Below are 19,007 nucleotides of genomic sequence, written 5' to 3'. Positions count from 1 at the left end.
CGGGCCGGGAACGGACCTCGAACGCCTTATTCGGGGCGCTTCATCTCGCAGGTGGTGGCACTGTCCATGCCAGCCATCTCGATGGTCGACTCGTTCACCACGCCGAAACCGGAGTTGTCGTAGTCGAATTCGACGTTTTCATTGGTGTGGACGCCGACGTGCATGTCCTGGATCAGCTGGTGGTCCTGCGGACGCATGAACAGCTTGCCGCCCCACATGCTGTCGTACTCCATCCCCTCGAGTGCCGAGGCGACAGCGACCACGTCATCCGCGGTGCCCGCTTCCTCGATGGCCGTGGCCAGCATGCCGATGGTGTTGAAGATCCGGCTCTGGTCGATGTTGCCCTCGGGATACTTTTCCTTGAAGGCGTTATAGGTCTCGCGGGCTTCTTCCGAACCGATCGGGTTGATGCTGCCCTGGGAAATCAGGCGGATGCGGTCCTTGCCGGTTTCACCGAAGGCCGCCGTCATGCCGGAGCCGGCCGCGTAGTAGGTGAAGATCGGACCCTCGAAACCGTTGTCGATGATCGCCTTGCCCAGCCCCAGCATGTCGGCGCCCCAGTTGCCGGTGATCACGGCATCGGCGCCCGAAGACACGACCTTGCGGGCGTAGGGGGTGAAGTCCTTCACCTTGCCGATGGGGTGCAGTTCGTCGCCCACGACCTCGATGTCGTCGCGCTTTTCGCCCAGCATCTTGTTGGCGGCATCCGACACCGCCTTGCCGAAGGAATAGTCCTGGCCGATGATGTAGACCTTCTTGATGTTCTCGTCCGCGACGATCACGTCGGTCAGCGCGTCCATCTTGATGTCGGCGTTGGCGTCGAAACGGAAGTGCCAGAAGTTGCACTTGTCATTGGTCAGCGCCGGATCGACGGCGGCGTAGTTGAGGAACAGCACGCGGCTGTCGGGATTGCGGCGGTTGTGCTTGTCGATGGCTTCGGTCAGCGCGTTCGCCACGCCCGAGCTGTTGCCCTGCACGATGTAGCGGATGCCCTGGTCGATCGCGACCTGAAGCTGGATCAGGGATTCCTTGGGGCTGGTCTGGTTGTCGAAGCCGACGACCTCGAAGGTGTCGCCGTCAAGAACGCCGCCCTTTTCGTTGACCATGTAGTCGGCCGCGAACTGGAACTGGTGCAGACCGTTCGTGCCGGTGCTCGCAAACGGTCCGCTGAGCGGATCGATGAAGGCGATCTTGATGGTTTCGGCAAATGATGCGGATGCACCGATGACAAGTGACAGGGCCGAGACCGCGCCCAGCTTGGTAATGCTTTTCATGTTTTCCTCCCTATGGCGACCTGTTTGGCGCGTGCTTCTGACGCTTTCGATCGCAGGTCGAGCCTTGCACACCACGGGGCAAAGTCAAGGCTCGTGATGGCAATGAACCTAGCGTCACTTTGGATGCCGGCGGCCCCCGTGACGCATCTGCCTCCGGGGCTCGATTTCAACCGCCGAGTGCAAGACACGGCATAAGGCGCTGAATTTGAATAACAAATGAAAAGGCGGGTCGGATGGATGGTAGAAGATAAGGCCTGAAATGACTGTAATGTCAGCATTTTTTGCCTGTTTGACGGGCACTCCCGGCAGCGGAAAAGTGATCGAAAAAACGATCGCGACCCGCCTTGAAGCCCGCCTTTTTCCGCAGATGCGAAATAAAATGTCGCGGGAAAATTCCGCTCTGCGAAACAACTCGCCGCGCAGCCGATTGCCGATTCTCGGCGCCCTTCGGCGGCTGTCAGCCCCTCAGCCCGATCAGCTCCGCCGCCTTGATCAGACGGGGTGCATAAACGGTTTCGAGTTGCTTTTTCTTGACCCCGAAGGAGGGCCCCCCGACGTTCAGGCCATAGACCCGCCGGCCGTCCAAGCTGACGATCGGAACCGCAATTCCGTTCACGTCGCTGCGCCAGCTGCCATAGCCCGAGCAGAAGCCGTTGGCGCGGTATTCCGCCAGCGCCAGTTCATAGTTGGCGCGGCCCTCGTCCTCGACATCCGGTCCGGCCTGCGCGGCGGTGGCAAAGATACGGTCGCGGTCCGCCTCCGTCATGCCGACGAGGATCGCCTTGCCGATGGCCGACCGGAAAAGCGGCAGCCGGGAGCCCACCGGCAGAGTCAGCGAAACCCCTTCGAAGGAATTCTGGGTGGCGACGTAGATCACCTCGAGCCGGTGCTGCTCGCCCAGGGCGACGGTGATGTAGCTGTTCGGCCCGTCACGCAAGGCCCGCATTTCCGTTTCCGCGCGGGCCGAAATGTCCATGGCGCTCAACGCGCTGAAGCCGAGCCGCAGCACCCCTGCGCTGAGCCGGTACGTCCCGACGCGGGTGTCCGCCACGAGGTAGTCCAGCGCGCAGAGCGTGTGGGTGAGCCGCGACACCGTTGCCTTCGGCAGGCCCGTCCGCTCGGCGAGATCCGAGTTCGTCAACGTTGCCTCGTTCGGGCGGAACGCGCGAAGAATGTCGAGCCCCCGCGCCAGAGCGGTCACGAAGTTGCGGTCCTTGCCTTCACCGAGGTCGGCGTCAAAATCGTCCATGTTTCCCTACCGTTTAAGGGCATCCGCCCCGTGCTGTGCGAAGATGGGCACGTATTTTCCGACCTTCATCGCCCGCTCGGGGTTCGAGGCATTGCCGTCCAGCGCGCGCTTCAGCACGCCCTGTATGATCGCCGCCATGCGAAAGAAGTTGAAAGCCAGGTAATACCCGAAATGCTCGATTTCCGGCAGCCCGCGACGTTCGCAGTAGGCCGCGATGAAGGCCTCGTCCGATGGCAGTCCCAGGGCCGCGCGATCCAGCCCGGCCATGCCGCGCCCTTCGGGCCCCGCAGGCATCTGCCACTGCATGATGACCGCCGCGAGGTCGGCGAACGGATGCCCGATGGTGGATAGTTCCCAGTCCAGCACCGCCCGGCACTCGGGCTTGTCGGCATCGAAGATCATGTTGTCCAGCCGGTAGTCGCCGTGCACCAGCGTGCGCTGGCCGTCGTCTTCGGGGCGCTGTTCCACCAGCGCCTCCATCAGGTGATTCATCGCCGGGATGTCCTCGGTCTCCGACGCCTTGTATTGCTTGGACCAGCGGCCCACCTGGCGCTCGAAGTAGTTTCCTTCCGGACCGTAGTCGGCAAGCCCGACAGCATCGATGTCCACCTCGTGCAGTGCGGCCAGCACCCGGTTCATCTCGTCGATGATGCGACCGCGATCCTCCACCGATACGCCCTCCATCGAGGGCAGGTTGAAGTTGCGGCCCGGCACGTGATCCATGATGTAGAAGGCAGAGCCGATCACGCTGTCGTCTTCACAAAGCAGGTGCATCTTTGCGACCGGCACATCCGTGTCGGCCAGCGCGCTTTGCACGCGGTACTCGCGGTCGACCGCATGAGCCGATTTCAGCAGCACGCCGGGCGGCTTGCGCCGCAGCACGTAATTGTGCGCGGGGGTTTCCAGCAGGAAGGTCGGGTTGGACTGGCCGCCCTGGAACTTCGTTACCCCCGTGAGACGCTCGAAACCCGGCAGGTGTTCGCGCAGGTAGGCGCTGACGGCGTCCTGGTCCAATGTCTGTGTGTCTGCGGTCATGCTTGCGTCCTTAACTGTAGCTTATCAGTTTCGCGCCCTCGGCATGCGAAAAATGAGGGGTGGCATTGAATTCGGCCAATGAGAAATTGTCCCCCGAGAACACGAACCGGGTGATCGATGTGTTCCTGATCTGGAGATTGAGGTTCATCATCTGCCGCCGGGGCGCGCCGAGGGCGGTGGCGACCAATTGGCCGATCACCCCGCCCGACGAGATCACCAGAACCCGGCGCGCATCGGTGTCGGTGGCAAAGCTGCGCGCGGCCTCGATCCGTTCCGCGAACTGCTCCCATGTCTCGGCCGCACCGTCGAATTTTTCGTCCTGCCATTCAAAGATGGTATCGCGCAATGCCCGGAAGTGCGCCTTGCGGTCACCCTTCACGAGGTCGGGCACCTGCCCTGCATAGCGCGCGTGCAGCAGGTCGTGGAAATCGTATTCGTTGAAGCCGGCGTGCTCCTCCGGCGGATCTGAAAAACCCATCTCGGACAGCGTGTCCTTTTGCCGGGTCAGCGTCCCCGTCACAAGACGGTCGGGCACCCAGCCGAGGTCGCGCAACACCGCACCGACGGCGGCGGACTGACGCTTGCCGAGGTCCGAAAGCACGTCGTAATCGTCCTGCCCGAACGACGCCTGCCCATGGCGGATGACCAGCATTTCAGCCATCTGGTCCTCCCGTTTTCCCGGTTCCGGCCCGCATCACGAGAATTCGGCGGCCAGCTTGCGGCCCGCTGCGAGATATTCCTCGGCCATGCGGTCGACGATGGCACTGGCGGGACCGACGGACTTGACAGCGCCGATGCCCTGGCCGGACCCCCAGATGGTCTTCCAAGCCTTCGGTTTCTCGCGGTCCTGACCGAAATTCATCGAGGACGCATCCGCCGTCGGCAGGTTGTCCGGGTCCATGCCGGCCTTGCGTACCGAGTCCTTGAGGTAGTTGCCCCAGACCCCGGTAAAGAGCGACGAATAAACGATATCCTCCGCCCCACCCTCGACGATCATCTTCTTGTAGTCCGCATCGGCATTGGCCTCGTCCGTGGCGATGAAGGGCGATCCCGTGTAGCCCAGATCGGCCCCCGCCGCACGGGCGGCCAGCAATGCCTCTCCGGTGGCGATCGACCCCGACAGGGCCAGAGGACCGTCGAACCATTCGCGGATCTCGCGCACAAGGGCGAAGGGGGACTGCTGGCCCGCGTGGCCGCCCGCGCCCGCCGCGACCGCGACAAGGCCGTCGGCGCCTTTCTCGATCGCCTTCCTGGCGAAGGTGTTGTTGATGATGTCATGCAACACGATGCCGCCGCAGGAATGCGCGGCCTCGTTGACTTCGACCCTTGCGCCGAGCGATGTGATCCAGATCGGCACCTCGTGCTTTGCGCAGATTTCGAGGTCTCGCTCCAGTCGGCCGTTGGACCGGTGGACGATCTGGTTCACTGCGTAGGGTGCCGCCGGGTGATCCGGGTTTTCCTGGTTGTGACGGTCCAGTTCCTCGCGGATCTCGGTCAGCCAGGTATCGAGCAGCGGATGCTCGCCCTCGGCCTCGCGTGCGTTGAGCGCGGGAAAGGCCCCGACGATACCCGCCTTGCACTGGGCTATCACCAGTTTCGGGACCGAGATGATGAACAGCGGCGAGCCGATCATGGGCAGTCGCAGACCCTGTAGCGCGTGGGGCAGATGGGAATCGTCGCGGGGCATCGTGGCTCCTGTCAGGTTCATGTTTACGGTCAGGGGGCGGGTGAACCCGCCCCTCTTGTTGGCGAAGCGCACGATCGGTACGCCCTCAAGCGCTTCAGAGCACTTCGAACAGGCCGGCAGCACCCATGCCGCCGCCGACGCACATGGTGCAGACCACGTACTTGACGCCACGGCGCTTGCCCTCGATCAGCGCGTGGCCGACCATGCGCGCGCCCGACATGCCGTAGGGGTGCCCGATGGAGATCGCGCCGCCGTTCACGTTCAGCAGCTCGTCCGGGATGCCCAGCACGTCACGCGACTGGATCACCTGCACCGCGAAAGCCTCGTTCAGTTCCCACAGGCCGATGTCGTCCATCGTCAGCCCGTGCGCCTTGAGCAGCGGCGGCACCGCGTAGATGGGGCCGATCCCCATTTCGTCGGGCTCGCACCCTGCTGCCATGACGCCGACGTAGCGGCCCAGCGGCTGCAGGCCCATCTGCTCGGCCTTCTTGGCCTCCATCACCACGGTCGCGGACGCGCCATCGGAAAGCTGCGAGGCGTTCCCGGCGGTGATGTATTTGCCCTCGGCGATGTGGATGCCGTTCTTGTGCACCGGCTGGAGGCCCGCAAGGCTTTCCGCCGTGGTGCCGGGGCGATTGCCCTCGTCCTTCTCCAGCGTCACCTCGTGTTCGGTGATTTCCTTGGTTTCCTTGTTCTGCACCATCATCTTGCTGGTCAGCGGCACGATTTCGTCGTCGAACTTGCCGGCTTCCTGCGCCTGGTGGGTCAGCTCTTGCGAGCGGGCGGCGTATTCGTCCTGACGCTCGCGGCTGACGTTGTAGCGTTCGGCCACGGTTTCCGCGGTCTCGAGCATCGACATGTAGATCTCGGGCTTGTGCTCCTTGAGCCACGGATCGCGGCTGACGCGCATTTCCGGGGTCTGCACCATCGAAATGCTTTCCACGCCGCCGCCGACGACGACGTCCATGCCGTCCATCACGACCTGCTTGGCCGCCGTGGCGATGGCCATCATGCCCGAGGCGCACTGGCGATCGAGCGACATGCCCGCCACGGTGACGGGTAGGCCCGCCCGGATCGCCGCCTGCCGGGCGATGTTCCCGGCCGAGTGACCCTGCTGCAGGGCGGCACCGATGATGCAATCCCGGATTTCCGACGGATCGACGCCGGCGCGCTTCACCGCGTGTTCGATGGCGTGCGCTGCCAGCGCCTGCGGCGTGGTGTTGTTGAATGCACCGCGATAGGCCTTGCCGATCGGGGTGCGGGCGGTGGATACAATGACTGCGTCGCGCATGGGTGGTCTCCTATTTTACCAGTCGAGCTTCAGGCCCTTGGCCCGGGCTGCATTGAGGGCGTACTTCTTGGTCTGCCCGAAGGCATCGCCAAGTTGTTGCTGGCCTTCGGGATCGCGGATCTCTGCGAACCTCGCGGCCACGTCTTCGGGGGTGTTGGCATCCTCCATCAGGGTGATGCCGGCGGTCTCGTAGATCCGGGTCTCGGCATAGCTGCCGGCGCCCGCGCCAAGGATGACCTGGCTGGGCGCGTCCTCGCTCACGAGGTACAGAAGTCCCGGCGTGATGGTTTCGGGCGCCAGCAGTTCCTGCGCTTCGGCAGGCAGCAGGTCGGCGGTCATCCGGGTGGCCGCGGTGGGGGCCAGGGTGTTGACCCGGATGTTGTCCCGCGCGCCCTCCATGTGCAGCACGTTCATGAGGCCCACCATCGCCGCCTTGGCAGCGCCGTAGTTGGACTGACCGAAGTTGCCATAGAGACCGGATGCAGAAGAGGTCAGCACGATGCGCCCGTACTTCTGTTCCCGCATGTGCGGCCAGCAGGCATGCGCCACGTTGGCCGAACCGATCAGGTGCACGTCCACGACCTTGCGAAAGGCGGACATTTCCATCTTGGCGAATGTCTTGTCCAGCAGGATGCCCGCGTTGTTCACGCAGATGTCGACACGGCCCCAGGCATCCATCGCCTGCGCCACCATGTCCCTGACGGCGGCTTCGTCCGATACATCGGCGCCATGGCTCATCGCCTCGCCGCCCATGTCGCGGATCTCGGCCACCACGGCCTTTGCCGCCTCGGACGAACTGCCGGTGCCGTCACGCGACACGCCGAGGTCGTTGACCACGACCTTGGCCCCGCGCGCGGCGAGGCCAAGCGCGTGCGACCTGCCCAGCCCGACGCCCGCGCCGGTGACGATTGCCACTTTTCCGTCGAATCGAATATCAGCCATCAGTGCAGCGCCTGTTCAAAGATGTTGGGTCCGGACATCACGTTGATCCCGCCCGAAACCGGGATCACCGCGCCGGTCACATAGGCGCCGCCGCGCCCGCAAAGGAACAACATGCAGCCCGCGATGTCTTCGTCGCGGCCCACGCGGCCGAGCGGCACATCCTGCCCCACCTTGTCGCGCATGTCCGCGTCCTGTGTTGCAAACGCCGTCATCCGGCTCACGAAGGGGCCGGGTGCGAGCGCGTTGACGGTGATCGCCTCGCCGGCCAGCTCCTTGGCCAGGATCTTGCTGAGGTGGATCACCGCGGCCTTCGAGGCGGCGTAGCTGTAGACGCCGTCGCCCATCTCGCGTTCGCCCATGACGGAACCGACGTTGACCACCCGCGCAGGGTCGTCGGCGCTGCCCGAGGCGCGCAGCATCGGCAGCAGCGCCTGCGTCAGATGGAACAGCCCGGCGACATTGATGCTCATCACCTTGTCCCAGGCTTCGTAGGGGAATTCGCCCAGGGGGGCTCCCCAGGTGACACCCGCATTGTTCATCAGAATGTCCAGCGTATCGGTCCGATCCCCTACCGCGGCGACCAACGCCTCGACGCCCTCCTTCGTGGCGACGTCACCGGCGAAACCGATGGCCCGCCCCGACGCGCCCAGCCCGTTAAGCTCTTCCGCGACGGCCACGCAGGCAGCGCCCTTGCGACTGGCCAGCAGCACTGTCGCCCCCGCCCGCACAAGGGCTTCGGAGGCCATGCGACCGATGCCGGTGGCCCCGCCGGTCACCAGGGCGGTCTTGCCCTGCAGCCCGAACAGCGTGTCGATATCCATTCAGAACCCCCGTGCCGCTGCGACCTGCTCGGCGTGATAGCTGTAGTCGCCCAGCCATTCCGCACCGACCCGCGCGCGTTTCATGTAGAACCCCATATCGTAGGCGTCGGTCATCCCGATGCCACCGTGCATCTGCACGCCCTCCTGTACAGCGAGGGTCGCGGTCTGGGTCGCGCGCGCCTTGGCCAGCGACACGGCCAAGGCCGCGTTTTCGGGGTCGGCATCCAGCATACGCCCGGCGTTCAGGATGGCAGACGCCGTCACCTCGATCTCGCACCACAGATGTGCGGCACGATGCTGCAACGCCTGAAAGCGGGCAATCTCGATGCCGAACTGCTTGCGCTCCTTGATGTAGCCCACCGTCATGTCGAAAGCGCCGGCGGCCAGCCCCGTCATCTCGGCGGCGAGCGCCCCCTGTCCCGCCATCAGCGCGGGTTTCAGAACGGTCATCGCCTGATCGACCTGCCCCAGCACGTCTTCGCCCGTGGCCTCGACGTTGTCGAAGGTGATCCGTGCGGCGTCGCGCGCGTCGATCATGTTGCTGCGGTCGCGGGTCACGCCCGCCCGGTCGGCGGGAATGTCGAACAGGGTCAGGCCGTTGTCGGAGCGCGCCAGCACCAGCAGCCGGTCGGCCATCGCGCCATCGACGACGAACTGCTTCTTGCCGTCGAGCCGGAAGCCGTTGCCGTCGGCGCGCGCGGTCATCTGCGCGGCCTCGGGATCGAACTTGATCCCCTCGTCCACCGCCAGCGCATAGGTCGCCTCGCCTGCGGCGATGCGGGCCAGCGCCGCTTCTGCCCGGGTATCGGCAACCTGACGGAGCGCCGTCGCGGCGATGACCGCGGTCGAGATGAAGGGGCTGACTGTCAGTGTCTTGCCCATTTCGCCCGCCAGCAGGTTCGCGGCGGCATGGCCCATGTCGGACCCGCCTTGCGCTTCGGGCACCAGAACACCGGCCCAGCCCATGTCCGCCATTTCCTTCCACAGCGCCGCGTCATGCGTTTCACCCGCATCACGCATCTTGCGCAGCTTGGCGACAGGCGCCGCGCCATCCAGATACCCGCGCGCCATGTCTGCGAGCATCGTTTCTTCTTCGGTCAGTACAAGCTTTTCCATGATTTTACCCCGGCAATCCCAGAACACGGCGCGACACGATGGAAAGCATCACCTCGCTGGTGCCGCCCTCGATCGAGTTCGCCTTGGTGCGCAGCCAGTCGCCCGCACGATTGCCCAGCGGGCCGTCCCATTCCAGCGCGTCCGATCCGCCGGCGGTCATCATCAGCTCGTGCCGCCGCTTGTTCAGCTCGGTGCCCATGTATTTCAGCATGGCCGAGGCATCGCCGGCACCCTGCCCGGCTTCGGCCTGATCCTTGTAGCGCTCCAGCGTGAGGCCGATGGCCAGCGAATCGATCTCGCAGCGCATGGCGTCGGCGCGCAGGGTCGCGTCCGTCAGGTCTTCCATCGTGTCTTTGATGACCGCCCCGAGTGCACGACCGCCGCCCGACAGCCCGGCCCCGCCGGCCGAGATCATCTCGCGCTCGTGGGTCAGCAGGTATTTCGCCACGTCCCAGCCGCGGTTCTCCTCGCCCACGATCTGGTCCTTCGGCACCTTCACGTCGGTAAAGAACGTCTCGCAAAAGGGCGAGATGCCGCTGATCATCTTGATCGGGCGCGTCTCGACGCCCGGGTCTTCCATGTCGATCAGCAGGAACGAAATGCCCTTGTGCTTGGGAGCCTCGCGGTCGGTGCGTACCAGCGCGAAGATCCAGTCGGCCTTGTCCGCGTAGGAAGTCCAGATCTTCTGTCCGTTGACCAGCCAATGATCGCCCTTGTCCTCGCCCCTTGTCTGGACCGACGCCAGATCGGACCCGGCGCCCGGTTCGGAATACCCCTGGCACCACCGCACTTCGCCGCGCGCGATCGGGGGCAGGTAATGCAGCTTCTGTTCGTAGCTGCCGAAATGCAGCAGGGCGGGCCCCAGCATCCAGATGCCGAAGCTCTGCACGGGGCGGCGCGCGTTGATGCGGCTCATCTCCTGGTAGAAGATCTTTTCCTGCGCGCGGTTCAGACCGGCGCCGCCATACTCGGTCGGCCAGGTCGGGACCGTATACCCCTTGGCCGCACAGCGTTCGAGCCAGACTTTCTGCGCATCGGAGGTGAACGTCCAGTTCTTGCCGCCCCAGCAGATCCCCTCTTCGGTCATTTTGCCGTCCCGCATTTCCTGCGGGCAATTTTCCTCAAGCCACGCGCGCAATTCCGCGCGGAAGGCTTCTGGCGTCGATTCGGCGCTCATATCGGTCTCCCTCCCTTGAGAACGCAGCGTCACTCCCTGTCGCAACATTCCGCAGAGCAGAATGCCCTTTCGAAATTGGATTGACAAGGATAGACGCTGCGTCCCCTACTGAGGCGAAATTGAATTCGGGAGTAAATCAAGATGAAAGCGATGCTGAGCGAGGCAACCGGCGGTCCGGAAACACTGGTTCTGAAGGAGGTCGAAACCCCCGAACCCGGCAAGGGCCAAGTCCGCCTGCGGGTCCATGCGGCGGGTCTGAACTTTCCAGACACGCTGATCATCCGCGACATGTACCAGATGAAACCGCCCCGCCCCTTCGCCCCCGGCGGCGAGGTCGCGGGCGAGATCGACGCGGTGGGCGAGGGTGTCAGCGGGCTGGCCAAGGGCGACCGCGTGCTGGCGATGACCGGCTTCGGCGGGTTCGCCACGCATGTGGTGGCAGACGCGGCAAAGGTTATCAAGATCCCCGACGCGATGCCATATGACGAGGCATCGTGTCTCGTGCTGACCTATGGCACCTCGCACCATGCGCTCAAGGATCGCGCGGCCATCCAGCCGGGCGAGACGCTGTTGATTCTCGGTGCGGCCGGCGGTGTCGGCGCGGCGGCGATCGAGCTGGGCAAGGCGGCGGGCGCGCGGGTGATCGCTGCGGTCTCCTCGGAGGAAAAGGCGCAGTTCTGCCGCGACCTCGGCGCGGACGAGACACTGATCTACCCGCGCGAACTGGACCGTGACGCGCAAAAGGAATTCTCTGCCCAGATCAAGAAGCTGGCGGGGGGCGACGGCGTCGACGTGGTGTACGACGCGGTGGGCGGAAACTATGCCGAACCCGCCGTTCGCGCTCTCGCATGGAAGGGCCGGTTCCTCGTGGTGGGCTTCCCCGCGGGGATTCCCAAGCTGCCGCTGAACCTCACGCTGCTGAAGGGCTGCCAGGTGGTCGGGGTTTTCTGGGGCGCGCACACCGCCCGCGAACCCGAAGCGCACGCCGAGAACATGCAGGATCTTTTCCGCATGTACGCAGACGGAAAGATAAAGCCCCGCATCTCGGCACGTTTCCCGCTGGAAAAGGCCGCTGAGGCGCTGGAAATGATGGAAGACCGCAAGGTGCTGGGCAAGGTCGTCGTGACCGTGGACTAAGGGCACGGGGGGCGCCTCGCGCCCCCCGCCGACCGCTTCAGAGATGCGACACGTCGTTGAAACCGCGCAGGATCATCCGGTCGCCTTGCACCACAAGGCGGCTGATGGAGCCGTTGTCGGCCCCGGTAAAGCCGAAGGGCCGCGACCCCGTGGCGATGGCCAATGCCGCGCCGATGACCCCGCCATGGACGACGACCGCGACCAGTTCATCCGGATGCGCCGCGGCGATGCGCAGCAGGCCGCGCCGCACGCGGTCGAAAAAGGCCTCGCGTTTCTCGGCGCCGGGGATTTCGCCCCAGTCCTGGGTTTCGTGCATCCGTTGAATGATCGGATCGTTCTCTGCCACGCGAAAGCGGTATTCGCCGCCGTCCCAGTCTCCCAGATGGACCTCGCGCAGGTCACGCTCAACCTTCGGAACAAGGCCCAGCGCCTCGGCCAGGGGGGCCGCGGTCTGGTGCGTGCGCTGCATGGTCGTGACATAGATCGCACCGATGTTCTCGCCCTTCAGCCGCGCCGCCACGGCACGGGCCTGCGCCTCGCCTTCCGGGCGCAGCGCCGGGTTGCCCTGCCCTTCCACCATCGGGAAATCCTGCCCCCGCACGGCCGCCTGCGTTTCGCCGTGCCGGATCAGCAAAAGATCCGCGGCCCCCTGCGGCGGCCGGAACCGGTGCTGTCGTGCCTCGTTGCTCATGACTTTCTCCCATTCACTTCAGACCATTAGGACATATCCCATGAAGAACCGCCAGATCGTGATCGCGGAATTGCCGGGCGATACCCTGCGCCCCGAGCATTTCCGACTGACCGAAGCCGAGGCGCCCGCCCCCGGTGAGGGCGAGGTGCAACTGCGGGTGATATTGATGTCCATCGACGCCGCGAACCGCTCGTGGATGCGCGGGGCCACCTATCGCGCGGCAGTGAAAACGGGAGACACCATGCCCACCTACGCGATCTGCGAGGTCGTGCAATCCAAAAGCGACACACTTGCAGTGGGCGACATCGTCGCGGCGGAGGCGACATGGTCCGACTATGTCACCCTGCCCGCAAGCAAGGCTCAGAAGCTGCCGAAGGTACCGCAGCTGTCGCATCTCCTGTCGGTCTACGGGGTCGCCGGCAAGACGGCCTACCACGGACTGATCTCGATCGGGCGGCCCGTGGCCGGTGAAATCGTCGTGGTATCGGCTGCCGCCGGATCGGTCGGCGGATACGTCGGCCAGATCGCAAAGGCATTGGGGTGCCGGGTCGTGGGAATCGCCGGCGGCCCCGAAAAATGCCGCTGGGTCGAGGAAGAGCTGGGTTTCGACGCCTGCGTGGACTACCGCGCGGGCGGCCTGTCGCGGGCTTTGGCGGCGGCTTGCCCGGACGGGGCGGATGTCTATTTCGACAACGTGGGCGGCAAGGTGCTCGAATCCGCGCTGAACGTGATGAACGAACGCGGCCGCGTGATCTGCTGCGGGGCTGTCAGCCAGTACGATACCGACGCGCCCTCCGGTCCGCGCAACCTGCCCGGCCTGATCGTGGTCAAGCGATTGCGGATGGAGGGTTTCATCGTGATGGACCATGCCCGCGACGACGACACCTGCCTGCGCGCCTTGCGTCACTGGGTGGAAAGCGGGCAAATCAAGGTAACGGAAGATATCGTCGAGGGGCTGGAGAATGCCCCTCAGGCACTGATCGGCCTGCTGGCCGGCGATAACAGGGGAAAGCGCATGGTGCGCGTTGCCGCAGACCAGAACTGAAGGAGCAGGAATATGTCCGCCATGCAGAAGGCCCTGGAGGCCAGCGAAAAACTGATCGGCACCGAAGTGGGGGTGTCGAACTGGATCACGGTCGACCAGGCGATGATCGACCAGTTCGCCGAGACGACACACGACACCCAGTGGATCCACGTCGACCCGGAACGCGCGGCGGCTGAATCGCCTTTCGGCGGGGCCATCGCGCATGGCTTCCTGACATTGTCGCTGGCGAGCCGCTTTGCCTACGACTGTTTTTCGATGATGCCCGGTCAGCTCATGGGCGTGAACTATGGCATGAACAAGGTGCGGTTTCTCAAGCCGGTGCTGGCCGGATCGCGCCTGCGGGGGCGGTTCACGCTTCAGGCGGTCCGTGCGCGCGGCAAGGACAAGATGATGCGCGAGAACCTGATGACCATCGAGATCGAGGGCGAGGAAACCCCCGCCCTCATCGCGGAATGGCTGGGGCTGGCCGTATTCGAGGATTGAACCGGCCGGCGCAGCCCCGCCACGACGCGGTCAGACGATCCGTTCCAGCAGCGCGCGGGTGTTTTCCTCGGTCATCTTGACCGGGTTGCCGCCGGTGCTGGGATCGGCCAGCGCCCCTTTGACGACGCGGTCGATGTCCACCTCTTCGATCCCCATCGCGCTCAGCGATGTCGGGATCTTCATCGATGCGTTCAGATCGTCCACGAAGCTCGCGAAACCATCAAAGCCGCCATCGATGTCGAGGTAGCGCGCGGCGCGGTCGATGACGCCCTCGATCTCGGGCCGGTTGAACTGCAACACGGCGGGCATGCACACGGCGTTCGTGGTCCCGTGGTGGGTGTGGTAGATCGCGCCGATGGGATGCGACAAGGCGTGGATCGCCCCCAACCCCTTTTGAAACGCGGTGGCCCCCATCGCCGCCGCCGCCATCATCTGCGCCCGCGCCTCGATGTCGCCGCCGTCGGCATAGGCCCGCGGCAGGAAGTCCTTGACCAGCCGCATCCCCTCAAGCGCCATGCCCTGCGACATCGGATGATAATGGGGCGAGCAGTAGGCCTCGACGCAATGGGCAAAGGCATCCAGCCCGGTGCCCGCAGTGATGAAGGGCGGCATCCCGATCGTGAGTTCGGGATCGCAGATCACCACCGCCGGCAGCATTCGGGGGTGAAAGATGATCTTCTTTTCCGCCGTGTCCGACTTGGTGATGACGCTGGCGCGGCCAACTTCCGAACCGGTGCCCGCAGTGGTCGGCACCGCCACGATGGGCGCGATGGCGTCGGCGTCGGCCCGCGTCCACCAGTCGCCGATGTCCTCGAAATCCATCAGCGGGCGCGACTGCCCGGCCATGAAGGCAACGACCTTGCCAAGGTCCAGACCGGATCCGCCGCCGAAGGCGACGACGCCGTCGTGCCCGCCTTCGCGGTAGACGCGCACACCTTCCTCGGCGTTCCGGTCGGTGGGGTTCGGATCCACTTCGGCGAAGATGGCACGGCCAAGTCCCGCGGCCTCCAGCAGATCGAGCGTGCGGGTCGTGATCTCCATCGCCGCCAGCCCCCGGTCCGTGACCAGCAGCGGGTTCTGGATGCCTGCCGCGATGCAGGCCTCCGCGATTTCCGAGATGCGTCCGGCGCCAAAGCGGACGGCGGTAGGATAGGACCAGTTGGCGGTAAGCGTCATGAGTCAGGCTTTCTTGAGGTGGTATGATTTCGGACGGGTGAGGTTGTGATAGCCGATCACCGACAGCCCCCCGCCCCGCCCGGTGTCCTTGCAGCCGGTCCAGCACAGGGCCGGGTCCAGATAGTCGGCCCGGTTCATGAAGACCGTGCCGGTTTCGATCCGGTCGCCCAGGGCCTCGGCAGCCGCGGCATCGCGTGTCCAGACGGCCGCGGTCAGCCCGTAGTCGCTGTCGTTCATAAGCGCGACCGCCTCATCGTCCCCCGAGACACGCATGATGCCCACGACGGGGCCAAAGCTTTCTTCACGCATCACCCGCATGTCGTGGGTCACGTCCGTCAGGATCTGGGGCATCAGGTACGCGCCGCCATCCTTCGGGAAAAGCGCGGGGTCGATGAGCGCCTTCGCCCCCATTTCGACGGCCTCGGCGGTCTGGGCGCGGACGAGGTCCGCGAAGCGCGGCTGCGCCATCGGGCCCAGCGTCGTCTCGGGGTCGAGCGGGTCGCCCAGCCGGTAGCCCTCGACAATGGACACCGCCCGGGACACGAAGGCATCGTAGACGTCTTCGTGGACGTAGATCCGTTCGATCCCGCAGCAGCATTGGCCCGAGTTGAACATCGCGCCGTCGATCAGGCTGTCCGCCGCCGCCTCGACGTCGGCATCGGCCCTCACGTATCCCGGATCCTTGCCGCCCAGTTCCAGCCCCAACCCGGTGAAGGTGCCTGCCGCCGCCCGTTCGATGGCCTGCCCCCCGCTGACCGAACCGGTGAAATTGACGAACCCGAAAGATTTCGCCGCGATCAGGTCGGACGTGGTCTGGTGGTCGAGAAAGACGTTTCGGAACACCGCTTCGGGCACGCCCGCCGCATGAAAGGCTTCGGCCAGACGTTCCCCGACCAACGGCGTCTGGCTGGCATGTTTCAGCATCACCGCACTGCCCGCGATGAGCGCGGGCGCGACCGTGTTGATCGCAGTCATGTAGGGATAGTTCCACGGCGCGATGACAAGGACCACGCCGTGCGGCACCCGGCGGATGAAGCGCCGAAAGCTTTCGCTGTCCTCGATCTCGATATCCGCCAGGGCCTTTTCTGCAATGCCCGCCATGTAGGTGGCACGTTCGTTGAACCCGCCGAATTCACCGCCGTAGCGCACGGGCCGCCCCATCTGGTGAGCCAGTTCCGGCACGATGGCCTCGTTCATGGCGCCCACGTTCGCGACACCGGCCTGCACCCGCGCGATCCGGTCCTCGAGCGGTAACGCCGCCCAGGTAGCCTGGGCCGCCTTTGCCTCGGACACGGCGCGCCGCGCCTCGTCGAGTGTCAGGACGGGTCGCTCGGCATAGACCGATCCGTCGATGGGGGAGATGCATCTGATCATGTCAGGCCCTTTCAAATCCGCGTTTGATTTCCCAGTCCGTCACCGCGCGGTCGAATTCCTCCTGCTCCCATTCGGCGCAGCGGGTGTAATGGTCGATCACGTCGTCGCCCATCGCCTGCCGCAGGAAATCGGACCGACGCAGCGTTTCGGTCGCATCGCGCAGCGTCCGGGGAATGTCCGCCGCCTTGGCGTCATCGTAGACATCACCCTTGGTAGGCGGGGCGAGTTCCATCCTGTCCTCGATCCCCTTGATGCCGGCGGCGAGCATCGCGGCCTGTGCAAGGTAGGGATTCAGGTCGGACCCGCCGATGCGGCACTCCACACGGATTCCCTTGGTTCCGTCGCCGCACAGGCGGAAACCCGCGGTGCGGTTGTCGATGGACCAGACCGTCTTGGTCGGCGCGAAGGTGCCCTTGGCGAACCGCTTGTAACTGTTCACGTAAGGCGCAAGGAAAAAGGTGTAGTCCGGCGCATAGGCGATCAGGCCCGCCATGTAGTGGCGCATCAGGTCGGACATGCCCAGGTCGGCCTGCGGATCGTGGAAGGCCGGCTTGCCGTCTTGCCACAGGGACTGGTGAACGTGGCTCGACGACCCGACGCGGTCCGGACGCCACTTCGGCAGGAAACTGGCCGCATGGCCCTGCTGCCATGCAATCTCCTTCACCGCGTGCTTCGCGATGGTGTGATGGTCCGCGCAGTCGAGTGCGGGGGCGTATCGGATGTTCAGCTCCTCCTGCCCCGCCTCGGCCTCGCCCTTGGAATTCTCGATCGGCAGTCCGGCGGCAAACAGGTGATTGCGCAGCGGGCGCATCACGTGTTCTTCCTTGGTCGTCTGGAAGATGTGATAATCCTCGTTGTAGCCGCTGATCGGTGTGAGATCGGCAAAGCCGCTCTTGCGGATGTCGTCCAGGCTCTTTTCGAAAAGGAAGAATTCCAGTTCGGTCGCCATCTGCGCCTCGAACCCGAGGTCGGCAAGGCGGGCGATCTGCTTCTTCAGCATCCCCCTCGGATCGTGGGGCACCGGATCGTGGTGGTGGTCCAGGATGTCGCAAAGTACCATCGCCGTACCTTCCAGCCACGGCACCTGGCGCAGGGTGGAAAGATCGGGAGCCATGACGTAGTCGCCGTACCCCTTGCGCCAGGACGTCGCGGCATAGCCTTCGGGAGTGGCCATCTCCAGATCCGTGGCCAGCAGGTAATTGCAGCAGTGCGTTTCCTTGAACGACGTCTCGACAAAATTGACCGCGTGAAAGCGCTTGCCCATCAGTCGGCCCTGCATGTCGACGGCGCAGACCAGAACCGTGTCGATGGTGCCGTCCGCGACGCGGGATTTCAGGTCGTCAAAACTCAGGGTGCCGGGCATGAAGAAGTCCTCTGGTATGAAAGGCACCCCGGGCAGACCCCGGAGTGCCGTTGATCGTGGCGGTGCGCGGCGCGCCCGCGCAGATTAGGTGTAACGATAGGGCCGTCCAGCCTTCTCCATGTCCGTGTTGTACTGCTTGAAGATGTCGACGACCCGGCGCTTCACGTCCGACTCCGCCGCGATCTCTTCCCAGAACTCGCGCGCGGCGCTTTCGACCGTGGCCCACTCGGCATCGGGGATCGTGGTCAGCTTCAGCTTCTCGCCGTGCACGCGCAGGCGCGCCTCGCCGCCCCAGTACCAGTGCTGGCGGTAGTAGTGCGACTGCTGGCAGCAAACCTCGAACAGCATCTTGAGGTCTTCGGGCAATTCGTTCCAGCGCTCCATGTTGGCGAAGAAGTGGCCGATCCACGCGCCGGAGATGTTGTTGGTCAGGAAGTAGTTCGTCACATCCGCCCAACCCACGGTGTAGTCCTCGGTGATGCCGGACCATGCGATGCCATCCAGTTCACCGGTCTGCACGGCGACCTCGATGTCCTCCCACGGCAGGTTCACCGGCACGACGCCGAACTGCGACAGGAAACGCCCCGCGGTCGGGAAGGTGAAGATGCGCTTGCCCTTCATGTCCTCAAGGCTGTTGATCGGATCCTTGGTGGCGAAATGGCACGGGTCCCAGGCACCGGCGCTGATGTGCTTCACGCCGACCTTCGCGTACTCCTCCGCCCAGATCTCGTTCAGCCCGTACTGGTTGAACAGCACCGGCACATCGAGGCTGTAGCGCGACCCGAACGGGAAGTATCCGCCGAAGACCGTCACCTCGGTCGGCGACGCCATCGAATCGTCGTCCGACTGCACAGCGTCGATGGTGCCGCGCTGCATCGCCTGGAAAAGCTCGCCAGTGGGGACGATCTGGTCCGCGTAGTAGGTTTCGATCTGCATGCGGTCGCCTGCGATCTGGTTGAACATCTTGATCGCGGGGTCGAGCACGTGTTCGGCCAGCGCCGCGCCGGCGTAGGTCTGGAGCCTCCAGGTGATCTTGTTCTGCGCCAGTGCGGGCGTGGCTAGGGCGGCGGGCCCTGCGAGCGCGGCCCCCTGGATGAACTTGCGTCTTGTGGTCATGTCGTTGTCTCCTTGTTGGGGTTGGATGCC

Annotated in this window: 18 protein-coding genes; 3 read left to right on the top strand and 15 right to left on the bottom strand. The window is 64.8% G+C overall.

What is annotated here, in order from left to right; all coding sequences use genetic code 11:
- Window positions 1-26 precede the first annotated feature (26 nt).
- The 10 genes from BOO69_RS03200 to BOO69_RS03155 form a co-directional block, all read right to left on the bottom strand.
- A complete protein-coding gene (locus BOO69_RS03200; protein ID WP_071970239.1) occupies window positions 27-1,274 on the bottom strand; it encodes a branched-chain amino acid ABC transporter substrate-binding protein in 1,248 nt (415 codons plus the stop codon).
- A gap of 457 nt (window positions 1,275-1,731) precedes the next feature.
- Window positions 1,732-2,523, bottom strand: coding sequence for an IclR family transcriptional regulator (locus tag BOO69_RS03195; RefSeq protein ID WP_071970237.1), 792 nt, complete (start codon window positions 2,521-2,523; stop codon window positions 1,732-1,734).
- 6 nt (window positions 2,524-2,529) lie between these two features.
- Complete coding sequence (locus BOO69_RS03190) at window positions 2,530-3,558, bottom strand: phosphotransferase family protein (protein WP_071970235.1); 1,029 nt, start codon at window positions 3,556-3,558, stop codon at window positions 2,530-2,532.
- 10 nt (window positions 3,559-3,568) lie between these two features.
- A complete protein-coding gene (locus tag BOO69_RS03185; RefSeq protein ID WP_071970233.1) occupies window positions 3,569-4,219 on the bottom strand; it encodes a histidine phosphatase family protein in 651 nt (216 codons plus the stop codon).
- A gap of 33 nt (window positions 4,220-4,252) precedes the next feature.
- On the bottom strand, window positions 4,253-5,245 hold the full coding sequence (locus BOO69_RS03180) for an NAD(P)H-dependent flavin oxidoreductase (protein ID WP_071970231.1): 993 nt from the start codon (window positions 5,243-5,245) through the stop codon (window positions 4,253-4,255).
- A 94-nt stretch (window positions 5,246-5,339) separates the two neighbouring features.
- A complete protein-coding gene (locus BOO69_RS03175; protein ID WP_071970229.1) occupies window positions 5,340-6,536 on the bottom strand; it encodes an acetyl-CoA C-acyltransferase in 1,197 nt (398 codons plus the stop codon).
- A 15-nt stretch (window positions 6,537-6,551) separates the two neighbouring features.
- Window positions 6,552-7,478: an SDR family NAD(P)-dependent oxidoreductase gene (locus tag BOO69_RS03170; RefSeq protein ID WP_071970227.1), complete on the bottom strand. Its 927-nt coding sequence runs from the start codon at window positions 7,476-7,478 to the stop codon at window positions 6,552-6,554.
- The gene (locus tag BOO69_RS03165; RefSeq protein WP_071970225.1) at window positions 7,478-8,299 is read right to left on the bottom strand and encodes an SDR family oxidoreductase; all 822 of its coding nucleotides are present in this window, start codon (window positions 8,297-8,299) and stop codon (window positions 7,478-7,480) included. The genes BOO69_RS03170 and BOO69_RS03165 overlap by 1 nt, the downstream gene beginning before the upstream one ends.
- Window positions 8,300-9,415 carry an acyl-CoA dehydrogenase family protein gene (locus tag BOO69_RS03160; RefSeq protein WP_172839490.1) on the bottom strand — a complete coding sequence of 372 codons (1,116 nt, stop codon included), beginning with the start codon at window positions 9,413-9,415 and terminating at the stop codon, window positions 8,300-8,302.
- Window positions 9,416-9,419: 4 nt separating this feature from the next.
- Entirely contained in the window at window positions 9,420-10,592 is a 1,173-nt protein-coding gene (locus BOO69_RS03155) for an acyl-CoA dehydrogenase family protein (protein ID WP_071970223.1), read from the bottom strand.
- A gap of 141 nt (window positions 10,593-10,733) precedes the next feature.
- Between BOO69_RS03155 and BOO69_RS03150 the strand changes: the two genes are divergently transcribed.
- Window positions 10,734-11,729 carry an NADPH:quinone oxidoreductase family protein gene (locus BOO69_RS03150; RefSeq protein ID WP_071970221.1) on the top strand — a complete coding sequence of 332 codons (996 nt, stop codon included), beginning with the start codon at window positions 10,734-10,736 and terminating at the stop codon, window positions 11,727-11,729.
- 37 nt (window positions 11,730-11,766) lie between these two features.
- Here BOO69_RS03150 and BOO69_RS03145 read toward each other — a convergent pair whose 3' ends face one another.
- The gene (locus BOO69_RS03145) at window positions 11,767-12,420 is read right to left on the bottom strand and encodes a histidine phosphatase family protein (protein WP_071970219.1); all 654 of its coding nucleotides are present in this window, start codon (window positions 12,418-12,420) and stop codon (window positions 11,767-11,769) included.
- Window positions 12,421-12,460: 40 nt separating this feature from the next.
- On the opposite strand from BOO69_RS03145, the gene BOO69_RS03140 reads away from it, so the two are divergent.
- Both BOO69_RS03140 and BOO69_RS03135 read left to right on the top strand, forming a co-directional pair.
- The gene (locus BOO69_RS03140; RefSeq protein ID WP_071970217.1) at window positions 12,461-13,465 is read left to right on the top strand and encodes an NADP-dependent oxidoreductase; all 1,005 of its coding nucleotides are present in this window, start codon (window positions 12,461-12,463) and stop codon (window positions 13,463-13,465) included.
- Window positions 13,466-13,477: 12 nt separating this feature from the next.
- Window positions 13,478-13,948, top strand: coding sequence for a MaoC family dehydratase (locus BOO69_RS03135; RefSeq protein ID WP_071970215.1), 471 nt, complete (start codon window positions 13,478-13,480; stop codon window positions 13,946-13,948).
- Window positions 13,949-13,978: 30 nt separating this feature from the next.
- Here the strand turns inward: BOO69_RS03135 and BOO69_RS03130 are convergent, their stop codons facing one another.
- From BOO69_RS03130 to BOO69_RS03115, 4 genes are all read right to left on the bottom strand, one after another.
- A complete protein-coding gene (locus BOO69_RS03130; protein WP_071970213.1) occupies window positions 13,979-15,124 on the bottom strand; it encodes an iron-containing alcohol dehydrogenase in 1,146 nt (381 codons plus the stop codon).
- 3 nt (window positions 15,125-15,127) lie between these two features.
- On the bottom strand, window positions 15,128-16,498 hold the full coding sequence (locus BOO69_RS03125; protein WP_071970211.1) for an aldehyde dehydrogenase family protein: 1,371 nt from the start codon (window positions 16,496-16,498) through the stop codon (window positions 15,128-15,130).
- A 1-nt stretch (window position 16,499) separates the two neighbouring features.
- Complete coding sequence (locus tag BOO69_RS03120) at window positions 16,500-17,861, bottom strand: glutamine synthetase family protein (RefSeq protein WP_071970209.1); 1,362 nt, start codon at window positions 17,859-17,861, stop codon at window positions 16,500-16,502.
- Between the two features lie 84 nt (window positions 17,862-17,945).
- Window positions 17,946-18,977 (bottom strand): TRAP transporter substrate-binding protein, encoded by a 1,032-nt coding sequence (locus BOO69_RS03115; RefSeq protein WP_071970207.1) that lies wholly within the window; start codon window positions 18,975-18,977, stop codon window positions 17,946-17,948.
- Between the last annotated feature and the right edge of the window lie 30 nt (window positions 18,978-19,007).

The organism is Sulfitobacter alexandrii, from assembly GCF_001886735.1.
GTDB classification, from domain to species: Bacteria; Pseudomonadota; Alphaproteobacteria; order Rhodobacterales; family Rhodobacteraceae; genus Sulfitobacter; species Sulfitobacter alexandrii.
The sequence above is the reverse complement of the archived record's forward strand: the minus strand, read 5'-3'. Positions and strand labels throughout refer to the sequence as shown.

What these genes read in the sequence shown, in the direction of transcription:
- BOO69_RS03170 (WP_071970227.1), bottom strand. Translation starts at nt 7,478, where the DNA reads ATGGCTGATATTCGATTCGACGGAAAAGTGGCAATCGTCACCGGCGCG.
- BOO69_RS03115 (WP_071970207.1), bottom strand. Translation starts at nt 18,977, where the DNA reads ATGACCACAAGACGCAAGTTCATCCAGGGGGCCGCGCTCGCAGGGCCC.
- BOO69_RS03150 (WP_071970221.1), top strand. Translation starts at nt 10,734, where the DNA reads ATGAAAGCGATGCTGAGCGAGGCAACCGGCGGTCCGGAAACACTGGTT.
- BOO69_RS03130 (WP_071970213.1), bottom strand. Translation starts at nt 15,124, where the DNA reads ATGACGCTTACCGCCAACTGGTCCTATCCTACCGCCGTCCGCTTTGGC.
- BOO69_RS03140 (WP_071970217.1), top strand. Translation starts at nt 12,461, where the DNA reads ATGAAGAACCGCCAGATCGTGATCGCGGAATTGCCGGGCGATACCCTG.
- BOO69_RS03195 (WP_071970237.1), bottom strand. Translation starts at nt 2,523, where the DNA reads ATGGACGATTTTGACGCCGACCTCGGTGAAGGCAAGGACCGCAACTTC.
- BOO69_RS03185 (WP_071970233.1), bottom strand. Translation starts at nt 4,219, where the DNA reads ATGGCTGAAATGCTGGTCATCCGCCATGGGCAGGCGTCGTTCGGGCAG.
- BOO69_RS03145 (WP_071970219.1), bottom strand. Translation starts at nt 12,420, where the DNA reads ATGAGCAACGAGGCACGACAGCACCGGTTCCGGCCGCCGCAGGGGGCC.
- BOO69_RS03125 (WP_071970211.1), bottom strand. Translation starts at nt 16,498, where the DNA reads ATGATCAGATGCATCTCCCCCATCGACGGATCGGTCTATGCCGAGCGA.
- BOO69_RS03155 (WP_071970223.1), bottom strand. Translation starts at nt 10,592, where the DNA reads ATGAGCGCCGAATCGACGCCAGAAGCCTTCCGCGCGGAATTGCGCGCG.
- BOO69_RS03175 (WP_071970229.1), bottom strand. Translation starts at nt 6,536, where the DNA reads ATGCGCGACGCAGTCATTGTATCCACCGCCCGCACCCCGATCGGCAAG.
- BOO69_RS03135 (WP_071970215.1), top strand. Translation starts at nt 13,478, where the DNA reads ATGTCCGCCATGCAGAAGGCCCTGGAGGCCAGCGAAAAACTGATCGGC.
- BOO69_RS03190 (WP_071970235.1), bottom strand. Translation starts at nt 3,558, where the DNA reads ATGACCGCAGACACACAGACATTGGACCAGGACGCCGTCAGCGCCTAC.
- BOO69_RS03200 (WP_071970239.1), bottom strand. Translation starts at nt 1,274, where the DNA reads ATGAAAAGCATTACCAAGCTGGGCGCGGTCTCGGCCCTGTCACTTGTC.
- BOO69_RS03120 (WP_071970209.1), bottom strand. Translation starts at nt 17,861, where the DNA reads ATGCCCGGCACCCTGAGTTTTGACGACCTGAAATCCCGCGTCGCGGAC.
- BOO69_RS03165 (WP_071970225.1), bottom strand. Translation starts at nt 8,299, where the DNA reads ATGGATATCGACACGCTGTTCGGGCTGCAGGGCAAGACCGCCCTGGTG.
- BOO69_RS03180 (WP_071970231.1), bottom strand. Translation starts at nt 5,245, where the DNA reads ATGCCCCGCGACGATTCCCATCTGCCCCACGCGCTACAGGGTCTGCGA.
- BOO69_RS03160 (WP_172839490.1), bottom strand. Translation starts at nt 9,415, where the DNA reads ATGGAAAAGCTTGTACTGACCGAAGAAGAAACGATGCTCGCAGACATG.